Origin of the sequence: Streptomyces sp. cg36, assembly GCF_041080675.1 — a bacterium.
In the GTDB taxonomy this organism is placed as follows: Bacteria; Actinomycetota; Actinomycetes; order Streptomycetales; family Streptomycetaceae; genus Streptomyces.
In genome coordinates this window covers 597,264-617,139 of record NZ_CP163520.1, presented here as the reverse complement: position 1 = coordinate 617,139, position 19,876 = coordinate 597,264, and the positions used below count along the sequence as shown (strand labels likewise).

Sequence of the window (19,876 nt, the reverse complement as noted above, 5' to 3'; positions counted from 1 at the left end):
GCCGTCGGTAAACGTACCGACCAGGGCGTTTGTTACGCTCCTCCCGTCTCCCGCGGGAGAAGTCCGGTGGGATTCCGGCGCTGACCCGCAACGGTGTGCACGGCTGCCCCGACGGCCGCCGTGTGAGCCCGATCGCCCGTGGGGGGCCTGCGACCCGCTGACTGCTCGCCGTGGACTGCGAGAGGGGACCGCGCGGTCGGACCACGGCCGCACGGGCTGTCTCCTGTGTGCCGTCCAGCAGGCGGCCCATGTGAAGGACGGTCCCCACCGTGCTCCGAAGTACCGCCCCCAGCCGGATACCCGTGCTGCCGCTCGGTCTCGGCCTCGCGCTCCTGCTCGCCGCGTCGCTCGTGTGCGGTGTGGGGCTCGGAGCCTCCGACATCGACTGGGCGGACACGTTCCGCTTCCTGTGGGCCGGGCTGACCGGCGGCACGGTGGCGGCGGCCGACGCGGCCCCGTACACCATCGTCTGGGAGATCCGGCTGCCCAGAGTGCTGCTCGGCGCGGTCGTCGGGGCGGGGCTCGCGGGCGTCGGCGTGGCGGTGCAGGCGATGGTCCGCAACGCGCTGGCCGACCCGTTCGTCCTGGGCATCTCCTCCGGCGCCGCCGTGGGCGCCAACGCCGTCATCCTGCTGGGGGCGTTCGCCGGGCTCGGGGTGTGGGCGCTGTCCGTGTCCGCGTTCGTCTCCGCGCTCGCGGCCATGGTGCTGGTGTACGCGGTGGCCCGCTCGCCCCACGGGCTGACGCCGCTGCGGCTGATCCTGACGGGCACGGCGCTGGCGTACGGCTTCGAGGCCCTCACCACCGTCATGGTGTTCGGCGCGGCCCGGGGCGAGGCGGCCCGGTCCGCGATGATGTGGCTGCTGGGCAGTCTGGGCGGGGCGACCTGGGCGCAACTCCCCATCGCGGCCGTGACGGTGGCGGCCGGCTGGGCGTGGCTGCGGTGGCGCGCCGAGGCGCTCAACGCGCTCGCCATGGGGGACGAGACGTCGGCCGCGCTCGGCGTGCCGCCCTCGCGGCTGCGCCGGGAGCTCTTCCTGGTCACCGCCGCAGTCACCGGCACGGTCGTCGCGGTCAGCGGGGCCATCGGGTTCGTCGGGCTGATGGTGCCCCATGTCGTACGGATGGTGGTCGGCGCCGACCACCGGCGGGTCCTGGTGATCGCGCCGCTGGTCGGTGCGGTGCTGCTGGTCTGGGCGGACGTGCTGTCCCGGCTGCTGCTCGCCCCGACGGAACTGCCCGTGGGGGTCGTCACCGCGGTGGTCGGTGTGCCCGCGTTCATCCTGCTCATGCGGCGGGGCGGCCATGCCTTCGGAGGTCGCTGACGTGCGGATCGACATCGACGGAGTGACGGTCGAGGCCGCCCGCGTCCGGCTGGTCGACGAGGTGCGGCTCACCGTGGACAGCGGGGCGTTCGTCGGGCTCGTCGGACCCAACGGCAGCGGGAAGTCCACCCTGCTGCGCAGTGTGTACCGGGCGCTGCGGCCCAGCGGGGGAGCCGTCCGGCTCGACGGCGAGGACCTGCACGCCATGGATCCCCGGGCCGCCGCCCGGGTGCTGGCGGCGCTGCCGCAGGAGTCGTCGGCGGACTTCGACTTCACGGTGGCCGAGGTGGTCGCCATGGGCCGGCTGCCGCACCGGGACCGCACGGCGGCCTCGGACCGCGAGATCTGCGAGCGGGCCATGGAGCGCACCGGCGTCGCCCACCTCGCCGACCGCGGCGTCCTCGGTCTGTCCGGCGGCGAGAAGCAGCGGGTCCTCATCGCCCGCGCGCTCGCGCAGCGGCCGAGCGTGCTGGTGCTCGACGAACCCACCAACCACCTCGACATCGCCCATCAGTTGGACGTCCTGTCCCTGGTCCGCGAGAGCGGGGTGACGGTGCTGGCCGCGCTGCACGACCTCAACCTCGCCGCCGCCCACTGCGACCTGCTGTACGTGATCGACGGCGGCCGGATCGTCGCCTCCGGAGCACCGCACGACGTGCTCCGCCCCGACCTGCTGGCCGAGGTGTTCGGCGTCCGCGCCCATCGCGTGCGGCATCCCGTCACCGGCGCCGTCCAGCTCCTCTTCGATCTGCTTCCGACGTCCCGGCCCACCCCGACCACCCCGTGAGGACCCCCATGCGCAAGTTGCTCGCCGCCGCCCTCTGCCTCGTCGTGACCACCGGTTGCGGCGCGTCCGTCGAGCGGGCGGACTCCGCGGACACCACCGGATCCGCGGCGGTCACGCTCACCAACTGCGGGCGTCAGGTGACCTACGACAAGGTCCCGGAACGGGTCGTCACCAATGACGTCGGCATCACCGAACTGATGCTGGCGCTGGGCCTGGAGGACCGGATGGCCGGGTTCGCCATGCCCGACGACAAGGGCGACCTGAGCGACGTGCCGTGGAAGGGCGGCTACGACAAGGTGAAGTGGCTCTCCAAGAACCAGCTCACCAAGGAGAACGTCCTCGACGCCCGCGCCGACCTCGTCTTCGCCGGATGGAGCTACGGCTTCAGCGACGCCGAGGGGCTGACCCCCGAAGCCCTGCACAAGCTCGGCATCCCCTCGTACGTCCTCACCGAGTCCTGCCGCAACGCCCGCACGAAGACGTCGCGGGGCATCATGCCGCCGCTGGACGCGCTGTACACGGACCTGACCAACCTGGGCAAGCTCTTCGGCGTCGAGGAGCGGGCCGCACGGCTGGTCGCCGACTTCAAGAAGCGCGTCGCGGACGTACGGGCCAAGGCCCCCCAGGGCGGCGACCGGCCCAAGGTCTTCCTCTACGACAGCGGCCGGGACCAGCCCTTCACCTCCGGCCGCTTCGGCGCCCCCGAGCAGATCATCGCCGAGGCCGGAGGCGCCAACGTGATGCACGACCTGGCGGACTCCTGGACCACGGTGGGCTGGGAGAGCGTCGTGGCGCGCGACCCCGACGTCATCCTCGTCTGCGACTACGGCGACGTGAGCGCCGAGGCCAAGAAGAAGTTCCTGCTCTCCTACGCGCCCCTGCGGGACGTCGCCGCCGTCAAGAACCGGCGTATCTTCACCCTTGACTACGCCGACCTGGTGGAGAGCCCCCGCAACCCCTCGGCGATCGACCGCTTCGGCGCCTATCTGCGGGAGGCGGCCGGGAAGCGGTGAGGGGCCCGGCTCCCGACCGGCGCACGAGCACCACACCACCGAGGGAGCAGACGCATGGACCGACTCACCCATGGGGACGTCAAGGCCGCCGCCGATCGCATCGCCGGGCGGATCCGCCCGGTGGCCGTGGCGCCCATGGACCCGGAGGCGACCGCGGGCGGCCAGGAGCCGCCGGACGGCCGGGCCCCGCGGCCGTACGAGGGCTGGCTGGCGCTGGAGTACCTCCAGCACACCGGCTCGTTCAAGGCCCGCGGCGCGCAGAACTTCCTCCAGGCCCACCGCGACGCCGGGACGCTCCCGGACGCCGGGGTGACCATCGCCTCGGGCGGCAACGCGGGCCTCGCCTGCGCCTGGGCCGCGCGTCGGCAGGGCGTACCGGCCACGGTGTTCCTGCCCGAGAGCGCCCCGGCCGTCAAGGTGAACCGGCTGCGCGGGTACGGCGCGCGGGTGCGGCTGAGCGGGAGCGAGTACGCGGACGCCCTGGCCGCGTGCGAGCGGTTCGCGGCCGACAGCGGCGCGCTCGCCGCGCACGCCTACGACCATCCGCTCGTCGCGGCCGGGGCGGGCACCCTGCTGGAGGAGCTCCGGGGCCGGATCCCGGGCCTGGACACCGTCGTCGTCGCCGTGGGCGGCGGCGGGCTGTTCGCCGGGGTCGCCACCGCCGCCCGTGCCCACGGCATCCGTACCGTGGCGGTCGAGCCGGAGCGGTGCCGGGCCCTGAACGCCGCCCTTGAGGCCGGGCGTCCGGTCGACGTCACCGTGGACTCGGTCGCCGCGGACTCCCTGGGCGCCCGGCGCGCCTCCGCGATGGCGTTGCACGCGGCGCAGCAGGAGGGGGTGCGTTCCGTCCTCGTGCCCGACGGTGAAATCGTCCGCGCGCGCCAGGAGTTGTGGGACGGGCACCGCATCGTGGTGGAACACGCCGCCGCGACCGCACTGGCGGCGCTGACGTCCCCGGACCCCGTCTACCGGCCGGGCGCGGGGGAGAAGGTGGCCGTGGTGCTGTGCGGCGCCAACACCGACGTGCGGTCGCTGGAGGTGTGAGCGGTCCGGGCGTCAGCGCGCCCCCGCGCCCACCGGATGCAGGGCCGCGCGGGTGAGCGGCGCCGACGGGTCGATGGACACGTCCAGCGGGGCGGGCCGGGCCCCGGCGCGCACCAGCAGGTCGCCGACGGCGGCGATCATCGCGCCGTTGTCCGTGCACAGCCCCAGCGACGGCACGCGCAGCTCGATGCCGGCGGCCCGGCAGCGCTCCTCGGCCAGGGCGCGCACCCGGGAGTTGGCGGCGACGCCGCCGACCACGACCAGGGTGCGGACGCCGTGTGCGGCGCAGGCCGCGACCGCCTTGCGGGTCAGCACGTCGGCGATCGCCTCCTGGAGGGCGGCGGCGCCGTCGTGCACGGGCAGCTCCCGGCCCCGGTGGGACTCGGCCCAGCGCGCCGCGGCCGTCTTGAGGCCGGAGAAGGAGAAGTCGTACGAGCCGGGCAGCGGGCGGGGCAGGGCGACGGCGCCGGGGTCGCCCCGCCGTGCCGCCCGGTCGATGGCCGGGCCGCCGGGGTAGGGCAGCCCGAAGACCCGCGCGACCTTGTCGAAGCACTCGCCCGCCGCGTCGTCGAGGGTGTCGCCGAGGTGGACGATCGGGTCGCGGGCCAGGTCGCGGACGAGCAGGAGCGAGGTGTGGCCGCCGGAGACGATCAGCGCCACGCAGGGGTCGGGCAGCGGGCCGTGCTCCAGGGTGTCGGCGGCGACGTGGCCGGCGAGGTGGTGCACCCCGTGGAGCGGGACGTCCAGCGCGTACGCGAGCGACTTCGCCCCGGCGAGGCCGACTTGGAGCGCGCCGGACAGGCCCGGCCCGGTGGTGACGGCGACGGCGCCGATGTCGCCGAACCGCAGCCCGGCCCCGGCCAGGGCCCGCTCCACCACGGGCCGCAGGGAGTGCAGATGGGCGCGCGCGGCGATCTCCGGGACGACGCCGCCGTACCGGGCGTGCTCGTCCATGCTGGACGCCAGCGCGTGGCCGAGGAGCCGTCCGTCGCGGACGAGCCCCGCACCGGTCTCGTCGCACGACGACTCGATTCCCAGCACGATCGGTGAGCCCATGCCCCGTTCCTTTCCGCAAAGCACTTGTTATTGCGAACAGTGTGCAATAAGTGGGCGCGGAGGTGTGAACCCGGCCATGGAGACGCTGGTCAGGGCCCAGTAGAGTGCGCTCTGTTGCCCCCGAGCCCCGAGGTACCGCGCAGTGAATCCCGCCCCGCCAGGCCCTTCCCCCGCCGTCACCGTCGTCGGGATCGGAGCGGACGGCTGGGAGGGCCTGCCCGCCGCCTCCCGGGACGCCCTCCGGGACGCCGACGTCCTCGTCGCAGGCCCGCGCCAGCTCGGCCTGCTGCCCGAGGAGTGCGCGGGCGAACGGGTCGCCTGGCCCTCGCCGCTGCGGCCCGCGGTCCCCGGCCTGCTCGCCGCGCACGCGGGGCGCCGCGTCGCCGTACTGGCCAGCGGCGACCCGATGTTCTACGGCATCGGCCGCGCCCTCGCCGAGGAGGGCGCCGCCCTGCGCGTCCTGCCGCACCCCTCGTCCGTGTCGTACGCCGCCGCCCGCCTCGGCTGGCCGCTGGAGGACGTCGAGGTGGTCACGCTGGTGGGCCGCCCGGTGCCCCGGCTGGCCGCCGCGCTGCACGAGGGGCGGCGGCTCCTAGTGCTCAGCGCGGACGCCACCACACCCGCCGAGATCGCGGCCCTGCTGCGCGACCGGGGATTCGGGCCCAGCCGGATGCGGGTGCTGGAGCAACTCGGCGGCCCGGCGGAACGCACCACGGCGGCAACCGTCGCCGACGACTGGCGCCACGCGCCCGGCGACCCCCTCAACGTCGTCGCGGTGGAGTGCCGCCGCGCCCCCGACGCCCTGCGGCTCGGCGCCGTACCCGGGCTCCCCGACGACGCCTACGAGCACGACGGGCAGCTCACCAAGCGGCACGTGCGGGCCGCCACGCTCGGCGCGCTCGCCCCGGCACCCGGCGAGCTGCTCTGGGACATCGGCGGCGGCTCCGGCTCGATCGCCATCGAGTGGCTGCGCACCCACCCCTCCTGCCGGGCCCTCACCGTGGAACGCGACCCGGTGCGCGCCGAGCGCATCACGCGCAACGCCGACCGCCTCGGCGTGCCCGCCCTGCGGGTCGTCACCGGCGCCGCCCCCGCCGCACTGGAACGACTCCCGCGCCCGGACGCCGTGTTCGTCGGCGGCGGCCTCACCGCGCCCGGCCTGCTGGACGCGTGCTGGCAGGCCCTGGCGCCGGGCGGACGGCTGGTCGCCAACACCGTGACGCTGGAGTCCGAGGCACTGCTGGCCGACGCCCACCGCCGCCACGGCGGCGAACTGGTCCGGCTCGCGGTGGCCCACGCCGTACCCGTGGGCGGCTTCACGGGGTGGCGGCAGGCGATGCCGGTGACCCAGTGGGCCGCCCGCAAGCCCGCCACCGCCCACCCCGCCACCCCTTCTCCAGGAGCAGACAGATGACCGTGTACTTCATCGGCGCCGGGCCCGGCGCCGCCGACCTGATCACGGTGCGCGGCGCCCGCACGCTCGCCGCCTGCCAGGTCTGTCTGTACGCGGGCAGCCTCGTCCCGCGCGAGTTGCTGGCGGAGTGCCCGGACGGCGCCCGGCTGGTGGACACCGCCCAGCTCAACCTGGACGAGATCACCGCCGAGCTGGTCGCCGCGCACGAGGCGGGCCACGACGTGGCCCGGCTGCACTCGGGCGACCCGTCCGTGTTCAGCGCGGTCGCCGAACAGATGCGGCGCCTGGACGCGGCCGGGGTGCCCTACGAGGTGGTCCCGGGCGTGCCCGCCTTCGCCGCCGCCGCGGCCTCCCTCAAGCGGGAGCTGACCGTGCCGACCGTGGGCCAGACCGTCATCCTCACCCGCGTCGCCAACCGGGCGACCGCGATGCCGCCCGGCGAGGACCTCGCCACCCTCGGCCGCAGCGGCGCGCTGATCGTGCTGCACCTGGCCGCCCAGTACGCGGACCGGGTCGTCGACGAACTCCTCCCGCACTACGGGGCCGACTGCCCCGCGGCGGTCGTCGCCTACGCCTCGCGCCCCGACGAGATCGTCATCCGGAGCACCCTGGCGGAGATCGCCGGGAAGGTGAAGGAGGCCGGGGTGCTGCGCACCGCCGTGATCATGGTCGGGCGGACGCTGGGAGCCGAGCAGTTCCGCGACAGCCACCTGTACTCGCGGGACCGCGAACGGCACGTCTGCTGACCGCGCCGCCGCCCCGCGGGCCCCGGCCGCACGCGCGCCGGGGCCGCCGCGGCTATCGCACCGAGCTGCGCCCGACCACCGTGCCCGCCCGGTCGATGCAGATGACGTCCACCGCCACCGGCGCGCCGCGCAGCACGGCCAGCGCCTCGTCGCGGGCCGCCGCCGCCACCAGGTCGCCGAGTGGCACGCCCGCGGCCTGGCACAGCTGGAGGGCGGCGAGACCGGTGTTGGCGGCGGCCAGTTCGGCCGCCAGCGCCTCGTCGGCGCCGCCGCGCCGGGCCAGTTCGGCGAGGAAGCCCTTGTCGACCTGGGAGCGGCCGGAGTGCAGGTCCAGATGGCCCGCGGCGAGCTTGGAGAGCTTGGCGAAGCCGCCGCAGATGGTGAGCCGGTCCACCGGGTGGCGGCGGATGTACTTCAGCACCGCCCCGGCGAAGTCGCCCATGTCCAGCAGGGCGTCCTCGGGCAGCGCGTACTCGGCGACGACCGTCTTCTCCGACGTCGAGCCGGTGCACCCGGCGACATGGGTGCGTCCGGCGGCGCGGGCCACGTCCACGCCCCGCCGGATCGAGTCGATCCAGGCGGAACAGGAGTACGGCACCACGATGCCCGTGGTGCCGAGGATGGAGAGGCCGCCCAGGATGCCCAGGCGCGGGTTCCAGGTGGAGCGGGCGATCTCCTCGCCGTGGTCCACGGAGAGGGTGATCTCCACGTCCGTGCTGCCGCCGTGCCGCGCGGCGACCTCGGCGACGTGCTCGCGCATCATCTTGCGGGGCACCGGGTTCACGGCGGCCTCGCCCACGGGCAGGGGCAGGCCGGGCCGGGTGACGGTCCCGACGCCGGAGCCCGCCCGGAACACCACCCCGCTGCCCACCGGCAGCCGCCGCACGGTGGACCGGATCAGCGCGCCGTGCGTGACGTCCGGGTCGTCGCCCGCGTCCTTGACGATCCCCGCCATCGCGAAGCCGCCGCCCAGCTCCTCGGCGGCCAGCGCGAACGACGGCGTCTGCCCCCTGGGCAGCGTGATCGTGACCGGGTCGGGGAACTCACCGGTCAGCAGGGCGGTGTACGCGGCCGTCGTGGCCGCGGTCGCGCAGGCGCCGGTGGTCCAGCCGGGCCGCAGCCCGGTGTGCTCCAGCTGCGCGCCGCGACCGCCCTTGGCCCCGCCGGACCCCTGCGCCCCGCCGGCGCCGCTCGCCTCACCCATGCCGCGACCCTCCCTGCCCTTCATGAACGGATCCGGACTCCCATGCACGTACTGATTCTCGGCGGAACCACGGAGGCGCGCCGTCTGGCCGAACTGCTCCACGGCGCGCCCGGACTGGTGGTGACCAGTTCACTGGCCGGCCGGGTCGCCAGCCCCCGGCTGCCCCCGGGCGAGGTGCGCGTCGGCGGGTTCGGCGGGGCGGACGGCCTCGCCGCGTGGCTGCGGGAGAACCGGGTCGACGCGGTGGTCGACGCCACCCACCCGTTCGCCGCGGCGATGAGCTTCCACGCGGCGCGCGCCGCCGCCACCGCCCGTGTTCCCCTGCTCGCCCTGCGGCGCCCCGGCTGGGTCCCGGTCGAGGGCGACCGCTGGCACGAGGCCGCCTCGCTGGAGGAGGCGGCGCGGGCGCTGCCCGCACTGGGCCGCCGCGTCTTCCTGACCACCGGACGCATGGGCCTCGCCGCCTTCGCCGCCCTGGACGACCTGTGGTTCCTCGTACGGTCCGTGGACGCGCCCGAGCCGCCCCGGCCGCGGCAGACGCAGGTGCTGCTCGACCGGGGCCCCTTCACCCTCGAAGGGGAACGCGAGCTGCTGCTGCGCCACCGCGTCGACGTGGTGGTGACCAAGGACAGCGGCGGCGCGGCCACCGCGCCCAAGCTGACGGCCGCGCGCGAGGCCGGACTGCCCGTGGTCGTGGTCCGCAGGCCCCCGGTCCCCGGGGACGTGCCCGTGGTGCCCGACCCCGAAGCGGCGGCCCGGTGGGTCGCCGGACTCGGGGGCTAGGGGGTACCCAGCGGACCCGGTCGCCGTCGAACCGCCCGGCCGCATCGCCGCCGACGCCGGGCGCCGCCCTCGGTGGGGCGGCGCCCCACCGAGGTCACGCCTGCGGATAGCGGCGCGGGGTCCAGACGATCTCCTCGCCGTCGCCCCGCCGGGCCGTGCACGTCTGGGAGGAGCCGACCAGCAGGATCGTGCGCATGTCGACCTCAGCCGGATCCAGCTCGCCCAGCGGCACCGTCCGCACGCGCTCGCCGGAGCCGCCCACGTCCCGCGCGACCACGACCGGGGTGTCCGGCGCCCGGTGCTCAAGGAGCACCTCCTTGGCCTTGCCGACCTGCCAGGTGCGGCTGCGCGAGCCGGGGTTGTACAGGGCGAGCGCCAGGTCCGCCGAGGCCGCCGCGCGCAGCCGCCCGGCTATGACGTCCCACGGCTTGAGCCGGTCCGACAGGGAGATGGTCGCGTAGTCGTGGCCGAGCGGAGCACCCGCGCGGGCCGCCGCCGCGTGGGCCGCGGTCACCCCCGGCAGGACCCGCACCGGCACGTCCTTGTACGCGTCCTGCGCGGCGACCTCCAGGACCGCCGTGGCCATCGCGAAGACCCCCGGGTCACCGCCGGAGACCACGGCCACCCGCCGCCCGCTCCGGGCGAGTTGGAGCGCGAACTCGGCGCGCTCGGACTCGACCCGGTTGTCCGAGCCGTGGCGCCGCTGGCCCGGCCGTACGGGCACGCGGTCCAGGTAGGTGGTGTAGCCGACCAGGTCGTCGACGGCGGCCAGGGCGCCGCGCGTCTGGGGGGTCAGCCACAGCGGCCCGGCCGGACCGGTGCCGACGACCACGACCTCCCCGCGCTCGCGCGCCACCGGCTCCGCGTCGACCCGGCTGGGCAGCACGGCCACCGAGAAGTACGGCACCGAGTCGGCGTCGATGTCGGCGAGCGCGCCGAGGCGCTCCCCGGCCATGGTGGCGCGCTCGACGTACCGCGCCTCGGCCAGCCGGTCCGAATCGGCCAGCGCCCGGCGGACCTTGGGGTAGGTCCGGCCCAGCTTCATGACCACGGCGCAGTCCGTCGCGGCCAGCCGGGCGGTCAGCTCCTCCTCGGGCAGCGTGCCCGGCAGGATCGTCAGGACCTCCTCGCCCTCCACCAGGGGAGTGCCGAGACGGGCCGCCGCCGCGCTCACCGAGGTGACCCCGGGGATCACCTCGGTCGGGAAGCGGTCGACGAGCCGCTTGTGCATGTGCATGTAGGAGCCGTAGAAGAGCGGGTCGCCCTCCGCGAGCACCGCGACCGTGCGCCCGGCGGCCAGGTGCGCGGCGAGCCGCTCGGACGCCTCCGCGTAGAACTCCTCCATCGCGCCCTTGTAGCCGCCCGGGTGGTCGGTGGTCTCCGTGGTGACCGGGTAGACCAGCGGCTCCTCGACGTGGTCGGCGCGGATGTGCCCGGCCGCGATCGAGCGGGCGATCGAGCGGCCGTGCCGGGCGCTGTGGTACGCGATGACGTCGGCCTCGGCGATGACCTCGACCGCCCGTACCGTCATCAGGGACGGGTCGCCCGGACCGAGTCCCACTCCGTACAGCTTGCCGCTCACTCTTCCTCGCTCGCGATCGCGTTGAGCGCGGCGGCGGCGATGGCGCTGCCGCCCCGGCGTCCCCGCACCACCAGGTGCTCCAGACCGGACGGGTGCGCGGCCAGCGCGTCCTTGGACTCGGCAGCGCCGATGAAGCCGACCGGGACGCCGATGACGGCGGCGGGGCGCGGCGCGCCCTCCTCGATCATCTCCAGGAGGCGGAAGAGGGCGGTGGGCGCGTTGCCGACGGCGACGACCGAACCCTCCAGCCGGTCGCGCCACAGCTCCAGCGCGGCGGCGCTGCGCGTGGTGCCCATCCTGGCCGCCAGCTCCGGCACCGACGGGTCGGAGAGCGTGCAGAGCACGTCGTTGTCGGCGGGCAGCCGCTTGCGGGTGACCCCGCTGGCCACCATCTGCACGTCGCAGAAGATCGGCGCACCGGCCCGCAGGGCCTCACGGGCCCGGGCCACCACACCGGGGGTGTAGGACAGGTCCCGTACGAGGTCGACCATCCCGCAGGCGTGGATCATGCGGACTGCGGTCTGGCTGACGTCGGCGGGCAGTCCCGCGAGGTCCGCTTCCGCGCGGATGGTGGCGAAGGACTGGCGGTAGATGGCCGCCCCGTCCTTCTCGTAGACATGCGTGGTCACGGCGTTCTTCTCGCTGCTCTCGGTCGGCTTACGGCTCATGGGGTGATCGCCGCCAGGGCGGCGCTGACTTGGGAGGGGGTGTCGGCTTCCACGGTGCGCGCGGGCCCGCCCGCACCGGCGAGCGCCACCCGGTAGCCGCCGCCCGCCGCCGCGACCACGTCCGCGTGGGCGCCGCGCGGACGGCCGCAGCGGCGTTCGCAGCCGGACCAGTACAGCGGGAGCCCCGGGCCGGCCGCCGCGTCGAGGGTGCGGGCGGCGTCGGCGCGTACGTCGGCGTGCGCCTTGGCGCAGCCCGGGCGCCCGACGCAGGCGCCGACGCGCGGCCAGGGGGAGGCGGGGTCGGTGACCAGGCCGACGGAGTGGAGGCGGGCCAGCAGGCCGTCCGCCTCGGCGGCGGGCAGCCCGGGGAGGGGGACGACGACGCCGCGCCACGGGGTCAGCCGCACCTCGGTGCGGGCGGTCCGCGTCACCTCCCGCCACTGGGCGGCCGAGAACCGTCCGAGGGGGACATGTACGGACAGGCCGTTCGCGACGGTTCCGGGCGCGGGACCTTCGGCGGGGCCGCTGTGGGAGGGAAGGGCGTCGTGGGCGAGGTGTCCGATGCCCGCCTCGGTCAGGCGGCGGCGGACCAGGGCGTCCAGTTCGTCCTGGGACAGGCCGAGTTCGGACATCCGCCAGGCGCGTGTTCCGCCGGCGCTCGCCGCGGCCAGGAACGCCTCCGCGGCGGCCAGGGCCGCTCGCGCCGCGTCCTCGGGCGCCACCGCGACCGAGCCCGGGACGAGGTGCGCGCCCTCGCCGAGCGCCCGCACCGTGACGTCGGCGTCGAGGTGGGCCACATCACCCCGCCCGTCGTCCAGCGCGAAGAGGAAGCGGCCCGAAAGCTCCCGCGCCGCCGCGTTCGTGCACAGCGCCGCGTCCAGCTCCGTCAGCCAGGTCCGCACGTCCCGCAGCCCGTTGCCGTCCAGGCCCGACAGGGGCGAGGCCACGATGTTGCGCACCCGCTCGTGTGCGGGCGAGGGCAGCAGCCCGGCCGCCGTGAGGAGCTCCGCGAGTTCGGCCCCGCACGTCTGCCCGAGACCCCGCAACTGGACGTTCCCGCGCGAGGTGAGATGCAGCTCGCCGTCGCCCAGCCGCAGCGCGGCAGCGCCCAGCGCACGGGCCTGACCGACGGTCAGCACGCCGCCGGGTATCCGCACCCGGGCCAGTGCGCCGTCGTCCGCCGCGTGCAGCCGCAGGGTGCCCGGGCAGGCGTCACCACGGTCCCGCGCGACCGGTGCGGCCTGGGGTGATGGAGGAGGGGCGGCCATGGGCATGGCGGTGAGCATACCTACGTTCACACCGAACGCATGCTCGGTGTCGGCCCCCCGACCCTTACTATGCTCGACAGTGGATCATCCGGTCCACGACCGCCAGGATGGCGGCAGGGGAGGAAGCCCGGTGCGAAACCGGCGCGGTCCCGCCACTGTGAGCACGCCCCCAGGGGCGGGCGAGTCAGGAACTCCCCTCCCGGACCTCCGGCTTCGCCGGAGCCCGGGAGACCTCATTCGACACCGCCCGGGGCGCGGACCCCGAGGAAGGCCAGGCGCCGCTATGCCGACTCCGTCCGGGGAGCGAGCACCACTCGCCCGCGAGATCCTGCTCCTGTCGACGTCCGACACCGACCTGCTCAGCGCCCGTGCGGCGAACGGCCCGGTCGCCTACCGCTTCGCCAACCCGTCCCGGACCGCCCTGGACGACCTGCCGGCCCTGCTCGACGGCACCGACCTGGTCGTCGTCCGCCTCCTCGGCGGCATCCGGGCCTGGCAGGACGGCCTCGACCTGCTGCTCGCCGACGGCCGCCCCGTGATCGTGCTCACCGGAGAACAGGCCCCCGACGCCCAGCTGATGGCCGCCTCCACCGTCCCGGTCGGCATCGCGGCCGAGGCCCACGCCTACCTCGCCCACGGCGGCCCCGCCAACCTGGAGCAGCTCGCGCTGTTCCTGTCGGACACCGTCCTGCTCACCGGCCACGGCTTCGAGGCGCCCGCCCCCGCGCCCACCTGGGGCCCGCTGGAGCGGCCCGCGCCGGACACGGACGGCCCGACCGTCGCCGTGCTCTACTACCGCGCGCACCACATGAGCGGCAACACCGGCTTCGTGCACGCCCTGTGCGACGCGATCGAGGACGCCGGCGCCCGGCCGCTGCCCCTGTACGTCGCCTCGCTGCGCGCCCCCGAGGCCGAGCTCGTCGACCGGCTGCGGGCCGCCGACGCGATCGTGACGACCGTCCTGGCCGCGGGCGGCACCAAGCCCGCCGAGGCGTCGGCGGGCGGCGACGACGAGTCCTGGGACGCGGGCGCGCTCACCACCCTGGACGTGCCGATCCTGCAGGCGCTCTGCCTGACCGGCTCCCGATCGACGTGGGAGGAGAACGACGAGGGCGTCTCGCCGCTGGACGCGGCCAGCCAGATAGCCGTGCCCGAGTTCGACGGCCGCCTCATCACCGTGCCGTTCTCGTTCAAGGAGATCGACGCCGACGGCCTGCCCGCCTATGTCGCCGACCCCGAGCGGGCCGCCCGGGTCGCCGGAATCGCCGTGCGCCACGCCCGGCTGCGCCACATCGCGCCCGCCGACAAGCGCCTCGCGCTCGTGCTGTCCGCCTACCCGACCAAGCACTCCCGCATCGGCAACGCGGTCGGCCTCGACACCCCCGCCAGCGCCGTGGCCCTGCTGCGCCGACTGCGCGCGGAGGGCTACGACTTCGGTGACGCGGAGATCCCCGGCCTGGTGTCCGGCGACGGCGACGAGCTGATCCGCGCGCTCATCGAGGCCGGCGGCCACGACCAGGACTGGCTCACCGAGGAGCAGCTGGCCCGCAACCCCGTGCGCATCCCGGCCGCCGACTACCGGCGCTGGTACGCCACGCTCCCCGAGGAGCTGCGCACCTCGGTCGAGGAGCACTGGGGCCCGGCGCCCGGCGAGATGTTCGTGGACCGCAGCGCCAACCCGGAGGGCGACATCGTCCTCGCGGCCCTGCGCTTCGGCAACCTGCTCATCCTCATCCAGCCCCCGCGCGGCTTCGGCGAGAACCCCATCGCCATCTACCACGACCCGGACCTGCCGCCCTCGCACCACTACCTGGCCGCCTACCGGTGGCTCGCCGCCGCGCGCTCCGACGGCGGGTTCGGCGCGGACGCGATGGTCCACCTCGGCAAGCACGGCAACCTGGAGTGGCTGCCCGGCAAGAACGCGGGCCTGTCGGCCGCCTGCGGCCCCGACGCCGCCCTCGGCGACCTGCCGCTCGTCTACCCCTTCCTGGTCAACGACCCCGGCGAGGGCACCCAGGCCAAGCGCCGCGTCCACGCCACGCTCGTCGACCACCTCGTCCCGCCCATGGCGCGCGCCGACTCCTACGGCGACATCGCCCGGCTCGAGCAGCTCCTGGACGAGTACGCGCAGATCTCCTCCATGGACCCGGCGAAGCTGCCCGCCATCCGCGCCCAGATCTGGACCCTGATCCAGGCCGCCCGCCTCGACCACGACCTCGGCCTGGAGGACCGGCCCGACGACGACGGCTTCGACGACTTCCTGCTGCACGTCGACGGCTGGCTCTGCGAGGTCAAGGACGCCCAGATCCGCGACGGCCTGCACGTCCTGGGCGCCGCGCCGGCCGGCGCCGACCGCGTCAACCTCGTCCTCGCGATCCTGCGCGCCCGCCAGATCTGGGGCGGCACCACCGCCCTGCCCGGCCTGCGCGAGGCCCTCGGCCTGGACGAGTCCGCCGCCACCCGCACTACGGCCGACGAGGCCGAGGAGCGGGCCCGCGCCCTGGTGCAGGCGATGGACGACGCGGGCTGGGACCCGGCCGCCGTCCCCACCGAGCACGGCGAACAGGTCGCCGCGATCCTGGAGTTCGCCGCCCGCGAGGTGGTCCCGCGCCTCGCGGCGACCACCGCCGAGCTCGACCACACCGTGCACGCGCTGGCGGGCGGCTTCGTCCCGGCGGGCCCCTCGGGCTCCCCGCTGCGGGGCCTGGTCAACGTCCTGCCGACCGGCCGCAACTTCTACTCCGTCGACCCCAAGGCCGTTCCCTCGCGGCTGGCCTGGGAGACCGGGCAGGCCCTCGCGGACTCGCTCCTGGAGCGCTACCGCGCCGACAACGGCGACTGGCCGACCTCCGTCGGCCTCTCGCTGTGGGGCACCAGCGCGATGCGCACCGCCGGTGACGACGTGGCCGAGGCGCTGGCCCTGCTCGGGGTCCGCCCGGTCTGGGACGACGCCTCCCGGCGCGTGACCGGTCTGGAGGCCATCCCCCAGGAGGAGCTGGGCCGCCCCCGCGTCGACGTCACGCTGCGCATCTCGGGCTTCTTCCGGGACGCCTTCCCGCACACCATCGGCCTGCTGGACGACGCGGTGCGCCTGGCCGCGTCGCTGGAGGAGCCGGCCGAGGCCAACCGGGTCCGGGCACATGTGCAGGCGGACCTGGCGGAGCACGGCGACGAACGCCGCGCCACCACCCGGATCTTCGGCTCCCGCCCCGGCACCTACGGAGCCGGTCTGCTCCAGCTCATCGACTCCCGCGACTGGCGCACCGACGCCGACCTGGCCGAGGTGTACACGGTCTGGGGCGGTTACGCGTACGGCCGCGAGCTGGACGGCCGCCCGGCCCGCGAGGAGATGGAGACGGCGTACAAGCGCATCGAGGTGGCGGCGAAGAACACCGACACCCGCGAGCACGACATCGCCGACTCCGACGACTACTTCCAGTACCACGGAGGCATGGTCGCCACGGTCCGCGCGCTGCGCGGCACCGCTCCCGAGGCGTACATCGGCGACTCCACCCGCCCCGAGACGGTCCGCACCCGCACCCTCGTCGAGGAGACCTCGCGGGTCTTCCGCGCCCGGGTCGTCAACCCCAAGTGGATCGAGGCGATGCGCCGCCACGGCTACAAGGGAGCCTTCGAGCTGGCGGCGACCGTGGACTACCTCTTCGGCTACGACGCCACGACCGGCGTGGTCGCCGACTGGATGTACGACAAGCTCACCGAGGCGTACGTCCTGGACCCGGCGAACCGGGAGTTCCTCCAGCAGGCCAACCCCTGGGCCCTGCACGGCATCGCCGAGCGGCTGCTCGAAGCGGAGTCGCGCGGCATGTGGGCCAAGCCGGACCCGGCGGTGCTGGCCGAACTGCGCCAGATCTACCTGGAGACGGAGGGCGACCTGGAGGACGAGGGGTGACGCTCACCTGACCGTCCCCACCGGGGCCGCCGCGCGGCGGGGCGCCTTCCGTTCACCGACGGGGGGCGTCCCGTGCCGTCATGCGCTGCAGCAGGCGCACAGCCCGTACACCAGGAGGGAACCGGCCACCCCCGGCCGCAGACCGGTCAGTTCGGTGATCCGCTCCATGGCCTCGCGCAGGTGCTCGCTGGCGAGCGCGCCCACCTGGCCGCACCGCTCGCACACCGTGTGGTGGTGCGGCGCGGTGCTCGCCCCGTAGCGCTTGGGGCCGGGGGCGTGCACCGCGTGGGTGAGACCGGCCGCCGTCAGCGCCTCCAGCGTCCGGTAGACGGTCGCCGGGTCGAACGGCACGGCCAGGCGCTGGAGTTCCGAGGCGATCTCCGCGGCGGACAGATGGAGCCCCGAGGCGCCCAGCATGGCCAGGGTGTGCAGCCGGATGGGGGTGCAGCGCAGGCCGTGGCGGCGCAGCAGCACCGAGACGTCGGAGTGCGCTGCCGTACCGGCCCGCGCCGGCGACGAACTCGTGGTCACCCCGCTGCCCCTTCCCCCGGCCGGTCCGCTGACCGCAAGGTACCGCGCACGCCATCAATGCGCAGCTGCATCCGGCTCGCAATAATCCCGCCGCCGATCCGCCCCCCGGCCACCGATGAGTTTCGGTACGCGCCGCCGTCCTATCTGGCGGCACACCGTACCGACCCCCTCGGAGGACCATCATGAGGAAGATCACCGCAGGACTCTTCATCTCGCTCGACGGCGTGGTGGAGGCGCCCGACCAGTGGCACTTCCCCTACTTCAACGACGAGATGGGCGCGGCCGTCGGCGAGATCCTCGGCGGCGCCGACACCGTGCTGTTCGGCCGCCGGACGTACGACAGCTTCGCCGGGGCGTGGCCGGAGCGCGAGGCGGCGGGCGGCGAGGACGCCGGGTTCGCCAAGGTGCTCGGCGACGCGCGCAAGATCGTGGCGTCCAGCACGCGCCTGGAGTTCACCTGGCGCAACTCCGAGCAGCTGGAGGGCGAGCTCGTCGAGAGCGTCACCGCGCTGAAGAACGGGCCGGGCGGGGACATCTCGCTGAGCGGCTCGATCTCGGTCGTCCGCCAGCTGCTGGCCGCCGGACTGCTCGACGAACTGCACCTGCTGGTGCACCCCCTGGCGGTCCGCAAGGGCATGCGGCTCTTCGACGAGGGCGAGACCTCGATCCCGCTGACGCTCACCTCCTCGAAAGCCTTCCGTACCGGCGTCCTCCACCTGGTGTACGCCCCGGCCGGGTCGGCGGGCGAGGGCACCTACGACGACGCCAAGAAGCAGCTGCCCCGGGAGTGACCCGGAGCCGACGACCGGCCGCCGCGCTACAGCGCCAGGACGTAGGCCCGCACCCGGGTTCCGGCCGTGCGCAGCTTGAGCGGGTGGCCGAACGCGCCGCGCGGGGTCGGCGGACAGGGGACGGCGCCCAGATCGGTGTAGGTGCCGTGGGCGAACAGCGCCGAGCGCACGCTCTGGTACGAGGCGGTCGGCAGGAGCGTCATCAGATGGGCGGGCAGGATGCCCAGGTCCGTGCCCTCCCAGGCGTGCACCCGGCCCATGGCGGCGCCCGGCTCGGCCCGCTCCTGCACCTGGATGTGCGCGCCTTCGGGGTCCTGCAGCAGCAGCGCCCACAAGGTGCGTTCCACCACGTGGTGGGGGAGCGCGAACAGGCGCGGCGCCAGGGATTCGGGGGTGCCCGAGAAGAAGTGGAACTCGGCCCCGGCCGCGGGGTCCTCGGCGCCGACGGGATGCATACCGGTCATGTTCGTCCTCTCGGGGGCGGGTGGTCAGGGGTGCCCGGTGGGGGCCTGCACCGAGCCGGGCCCGGCCGTCCGCGCCCGCTGCCGCGCCTCTTCCCGCGCCGCGGACGGTGTCATCGACACGGCGGCGACGAGCGCCGCGGCGCCCGCCGTCAACGCGCCGGCCGTGGTCGAGGCGTGCTGGACCACCACACCGGTGACGAAGCTGCCCGCGGCGAAGCCCACCCAGTTGGACGCGACCAGGATCGCGAACGCCTGGGCGCGGGTTCCGGCCGACGCGTACTCGCCCACCAGGATCGCCTCGATCGCGTCGGCCGGACCGTTGACGAAGCCGATCACCAGGAGCAGGCCGACGGTGAGCAGGGTGGCGGGCCCGAACCCGAGGGCGAGGATGCAGCCGCCGTACAGGGTCAGGGCGACGGTGAGCTGGGCCGGGCCGGTGCCGGGCAGCCGCAGCCCGCCGTAGAGGAAGCTGCCGAGGACGCCGCCGCAGGCCAGCGCCGCGATGAACAGGCCCGCGCTGGTGCCGAGTTCACCGGCGTGCGCGGCCACCGTGACCTGGAGGCCGCCGATCGCGAACGCGGCGGCGGCCACCACCAGCTGGATGTGCGCCTGCCGCCGGTTCCAGTCGAGCCGCATCCCCGGCCCGGCCAGCGCCGGACGCTCCCGGTCCACCCGTGCGACGGCGGGCGCCGCCCGCAGCCACCACACCCCGGCGAAGGAGATGCCCGCGGTGACCACCACGGCGTACAGCACGGGCAGCACCGCCACGATCGCCGCCACCAGCAGCGGTCCGCAGACGAAGACGGACTCGGTGAGCAGCCCGCACAGCGCGAACAGGGTCTTGCGGTCCTCCTCGTCCGCCACCACGCCCATGTACACGGCGTTGGACACGGCGGCGGCGGGCGGGGTCGCGGTCCCCGCGAGGAAGGCGGCCGGAACGAGCAGACCCGGCCACACCGAAGTGGCCACCAGCGTCACGAAGAGGCCGAAGAAGAGCGTCTGGAAACTCACCGCCCAGGCGAGCGCGGTACGCGAGCCGTGCCGGTCGGCGATCCGGCCCCAGGCCGGGGAGGTGAAGGCGAGGGCGACGGCGTAGGCGCCGGACACCGCACCGGCGTTGGCGTAGCTCCCGCTCGCGTCCGCGGCGACGAGCAGCAGGGACAGGCTCACCATCCCGGACAGCATGCGGCAGACGAACGCCGACGCCACCACCCGGGCCACACCGGGATGCGAGAGGGCCGACCCGTACCGAGCGACGACTGCCATGCGGGCCACCCCCACGCAGCGGAT

The 19,876-nt window shown here is 75.1% G+C and carries 17 protein-coding genes and 2 riboswitches; of the genes, 9 read left to right on the top strand and 8 right to left on the bottom strand.

Going from position 1 to position 19,876, the window contains the following annotated elements:
* The first annotated feature begins 56 nt into the window (after positions 1 to 56).
* Positions 57 to 134, top strand: a riboswitch (cobalamin riboswitch).
* A gap of 135 nt (positions 135 to 269) precedes the next feature.
* From AB5J87_RS02720 to AB5J87_RS02705, 4 genes are read left to right on the top strand one after another with little or no spacing between them, the layout of a single operon-like run.
* Positions 270 to 1,325: a FecCD family ABC transporter permease gene (locus tag AB5J87_RS02720; RefSeq protein WP_369373485.1), complete on the top strand. Its 1,056-nt coding sequence runs from the start codon at positions 270 to 272 to the stop codon at positions 1,323 to 1,325.
* Between the two features lies 1 nt (position 1,326).
* Positions 1,327 to 2,112, top strand: coding sequence for an ABC transporter ATP-binding protein (locus AB5J87_RS02715; RefSeq protein ID WP_369383334.1), 786 nt, complete (start codon positions 1,327 to 1,329; stop codon positions 2,110 to 2,112).
* 8 nt (positions 2,113 to 2,120) lie between these two features.
* On the top strand, positions 2,121 to 3,125 hold the full coding sequence (locus AB5J87_RS02710) for an ABC transporter substrate-binding protein (RefSeq protein ID WP_369373483.1): 1,005 nt from the start codon (positions 2,121 to 2,123) through the stop codon (positions 3,123 to 3,125).
* Between the two features lie 54 nt (positions 3,126 to 3,179).
* Entirely contained in the window at positions 3,180 to 4,169 is a 990-nt protein-coding gene (locus AB5J87_RS02705) for a serine/threonine dehydratase (protein WP_369373481.1), read from the top strand.
* A 12-nt stretch (positions 4,170 to 4,181) separates the two neighbouring features.
* Here AB5J87_RS02705 and tsaD read toward each other — a convergent pair whose 3' ends face one another.
* Complete coding sequence (gene tsaD, locus AB5J87_RS02700; RefSeq protein WP_369373479.1) at positions 4,182 to 5,225, bottom strand: tRNA (adenosine(37)-N6)-threonylcarbamoyltransferase complex transferase subunit TsaD; 1,044 nt, start codon at positions 5,223 to 5,225, stop codon at positions 4,182 to 4,184.
* Positions 5,226 to 5,367: 142 nt separating this feature from the next.
* Between tsaD and cbiE the strand changes: the two genes are divergently transcribed.
* Together cbiE and cobM are read left to right on the top strand one after the other, a co-directional pair.
* On the top strand, positions 5,368 to 6,639 hold the full coding sequence (gene cbiE / locus AB5J87_RS02695; RefSeq protein ID WP_369373477.1) for a precorrin-6y C5,15-methyltransferase (decarboxylating) subunit CbiE: 1,272 nt from the start codon (positions 5,368 to 5,370) through the stop codon (positions 6,637 to 6,639).
* A complete protein-coding gene (gene cobM, locus AB5J87_RS02690) occupies positions 6,636 to 7,385 on the top strand; it encodes a precorrin-4 C(11)-methyltransferase (protein WP_369373475.1) in 750 nt (249 codons plus the stop codon). Before cbiE ends, cobM begins: the two co-directional genes overlap by 4 nt.
* 52 nt (positions 7,386 to 7,437) lie before the next feature.
* Here the strand turns inward: cobM and AB5J87_RS02685 are convergent, their stop codons facing one another.
* Positions 7,438 to 8,589 (bottom strand): cobalt-precorrin-5B (C(1))-methyltransferase, encoded by a 1,152-nt coding sequence (locus AB5J87_RS02685; RefSeq protein ID WP_369373473.1) that lies wholly within the window; start codon positions 8,587 to 8,589, stop codon positions 7,438 to 7,440.
* Between the two features lie 42 nt (positions 8,590 to 8,631).
* Here AB5J87_RS02685 and AB5J87_RS02680 point away from each other — a divergent pair, with 42 nt between their 5' ends.
* Positions 8,632 to 9,372 carry a cobalt-precorrin-6A reductase gene (locus tag AB5J87_RS02680; RefSeq protein WP_369373471.1) on the top strand — a complete coding sequence of 247 codons (741 nt, stop codon included), beginning with the start codon at positions 8,632 to 8,634 and terminating at the stop codon, positions 9,370 to 9,372.
* A 94-nt stretch (positions 9,373 to 9,466) separates the two neighbouring features.
* Here the strand turns inward: AB5J87_RS02680 and AB5J87_RS02675 are convergent, their stop codons facing one another.
* From AB5J87_RS02675 to cobG, 3 genes are read right to left on the bottom strand one after another with little or no spacing between them, the layout of a single operon-like run.
* Positions 9,467 to 10,954, bottom strand: a complete 1,488-nt coding sequence (locus tag AB5J87_RS02675; RefSeq protein WP_369373469.1) for a precorrin-2 C(20)-methyltransferase — start codon at positions 10,952 to 10,954, stop codon at positions 9,467 to 9,469.
* Positions 10,951 to 11,622 carry a precorrin-8X methylmutase gene (locus tag AB5J87_RS02670; RefSeq protein ID WP_369373466.1) on the bottom strand — a complete coding sequence of 224 codons (672 nt, stop codon included), beginning with the start codon at positions 11,620 to 11,622 and terminating at the stop codon, positions 10,951 to 10,953. Before AB5J87_RS02670 ends, AB5J87_RS02675 begins: the two co-directional genes overlap by 4 nt.
* A complete protein-coding gene (cobG, locus tag AB5J87_RS02665; protein WP_369373464.1) occupies positions 11,619 to 12,896 on the bottom strand; it encodes a precorrin-3B synthase in 1,278 nt (425 codons plus the stop codon). The genes AB5J87_RS02670 and cobG overlap by 4 nt, the downstream gene beginning before the upstream one ends.
* Before the next feature lie 113 nt (positions 12,897 to 13,009).
* Positions 13,010 to 13,084: riboswitch (cobalamin riboswitch) on the top strand.
* 89 nt (positions 13,085 to 13,173) lie between these two features.
* Between cobG and cobN the strand changes: the two genes are divergently transcribed.
* Complete coding sequence (cobN, locus tag AB5J87_RS02660; protein ID WP_369373462.1) at positions 13,174 to 16,800, top strand: cobaltochelatase subunit CobN; 3,627 nt, start codon at positions 13,174 to 13,176, stop codon at positions 16,798 to 16,800.
* 78 nt (positions 16,801 to 16,878) lie between these two features.
* Here cobN and AB5J87_RS02655 read toward each other — a convergent pair whose 3' ends face one another.
* Entirely contained in the window at positions 16,879 to 17,331 is a 453-nt protein-coding gene (locus AB5J87_RS02655) for a Fur family transcriptional regulator (protein WP_369373460.1), read from the bottom strand.
* A gap of 182 nt (positions 17,332 to 17,513) precedes the next feature.
* Here AB5J87_RS02655 and AB5J87_RS02650 point away from each other — a divergent pair, with 182 nt between their 5' ends.
* The gene (locus AB5J87_RS02650; protein WP_369373457.1) at positions 17,514 to 18,122 is read left to right on the top strand and encodes a dihydrofolate reductase family protein; all 609 of its coding nucleotides are present in this window, start codon (positions 17,514 to 17,516) and stop codon (positions 18,120 to 18,122) included.
* A gap of 26 nt (positions 18,123 to 18,148) precedes the next feature.
* Here the strand turns inward: AB5J87_RS02650 and AB5J87_RS02645 are convergent, their stop codons facing one another.
* Positions 18,149 to 18,586 (bottom strand): hypothetical protein, encoded by a 438-nt coding sequence (locus AB5J87_RS02645; protein WP_369373455.1) that lies wholly within the window; start codon positions 18,584 to 18,586, stop codon positions 18,149 to 18,151.
* A 24-nt stretch (positions 18,587 to 18,610) separates the two neighbouring features.
* Entirely contained in the window at positions 18,611 to 19,852 is a 1,242-nt protein-coding gene (locus AB5J87_RS02640; RefSeq protein ID WP_369373453.1) for an MFS transporter, read from the bottom strand.
* Positions 19,853 to 19,876: the final 24 nt, after the last annotated feature.

What these genes read in the sequence shown, in the direction of transcription:
- AB5J87_RS02710 (WP_369373483.1), top strand. Translation starts at nt 2,121, where the DNA reads ATGCGCAAGTTGCTCGCCGCCGCCCTCTGCCTCGTCGTGACCACCGGT.
- AB5J87_RS02705 (WP_369373481.1), top strand. Translation starts at nt 3,180, where the DNA reads ATGGACCGACTCACCCATGGGGACGTCAAGGCCGCCGCCGATCGCATC.
- tsaD (WP_369373479.1), bottom strand. Translation starts at nt 5,225, where the DNA reads ATGGGCTCACCGATCGTGCTGGGAATCGAGTCGTCGTGCGACGAGACC.
- cobM (WP_369373475.1), top strand. Translation starts at nt 6,636, where the DNA reads ATGACCGTGTACTTCATCGGCGCCGGGCCCGGCGCCGCCGACCTGATC.
- AB5J87_RS02685 (WP_369373473.1), bottom strand. Translation starts at nt 8,589, where the DNA reads ATGGGTGAGGCGAGCGGCGCCGGCGGGGCGCAGGGGTCCGGCGGGGCC.
- AB5J87_RS02680 (WP_369373471.1), top strand. Translation starts at nt 8,632, where the DNA reads ATGCACGTACTGATTCTCGGCGGAACCACGGAGGCGCGCCGTCTGGCC.
- AB5J87_RS02670 (WP_369373466.1), bottom strand. Translation starts at nt 11,622, where the DNA reads ATGAGCCGTAAGCCGACCGAGAGCAGCGAGAAGAACGCCGTGACCACG.
- cobG (WP_369373464.1), bottom strand. Translation starts at nt 12,896, where the DNA reads ATGCCCATGGCCGCCCCTCCTCCATCACCCCAGGCCGCACCGGTCGCG.
- cobN (WP_369373462.1), top strand. Translation starts at nt 13,174, where the DNA reads ATGCCGACTCCGTCCGGGGAGCGAGCACCACTCGCCCGCGAGATCCTG.
- AB5J87_RS02650 (WP_369373457.1), top strand. Translation starts at nt 17,514, where the DNA reads ATGAGGAAGATCACCGCAGGACTCTTCATCTCGCTCGACGGCGTGGTG.
- AB5J87_RS02645 (WP_369373455.1), bottom strand. Translation starts at nt 18,586, where the DNA reads ATGACCGGTATGCATCCCGTCGGCGCCGAGGACCCCGCGGCCGGGGCC.
- AB5J87_RS02640 (WP_369373453.1), bottom strand. Translation starts at nt 19,852, where the DNA reads ATGGCAGTCGTCGCTCGGTACGGGTCGGCCCTCTCGCATCCCGGTGTG.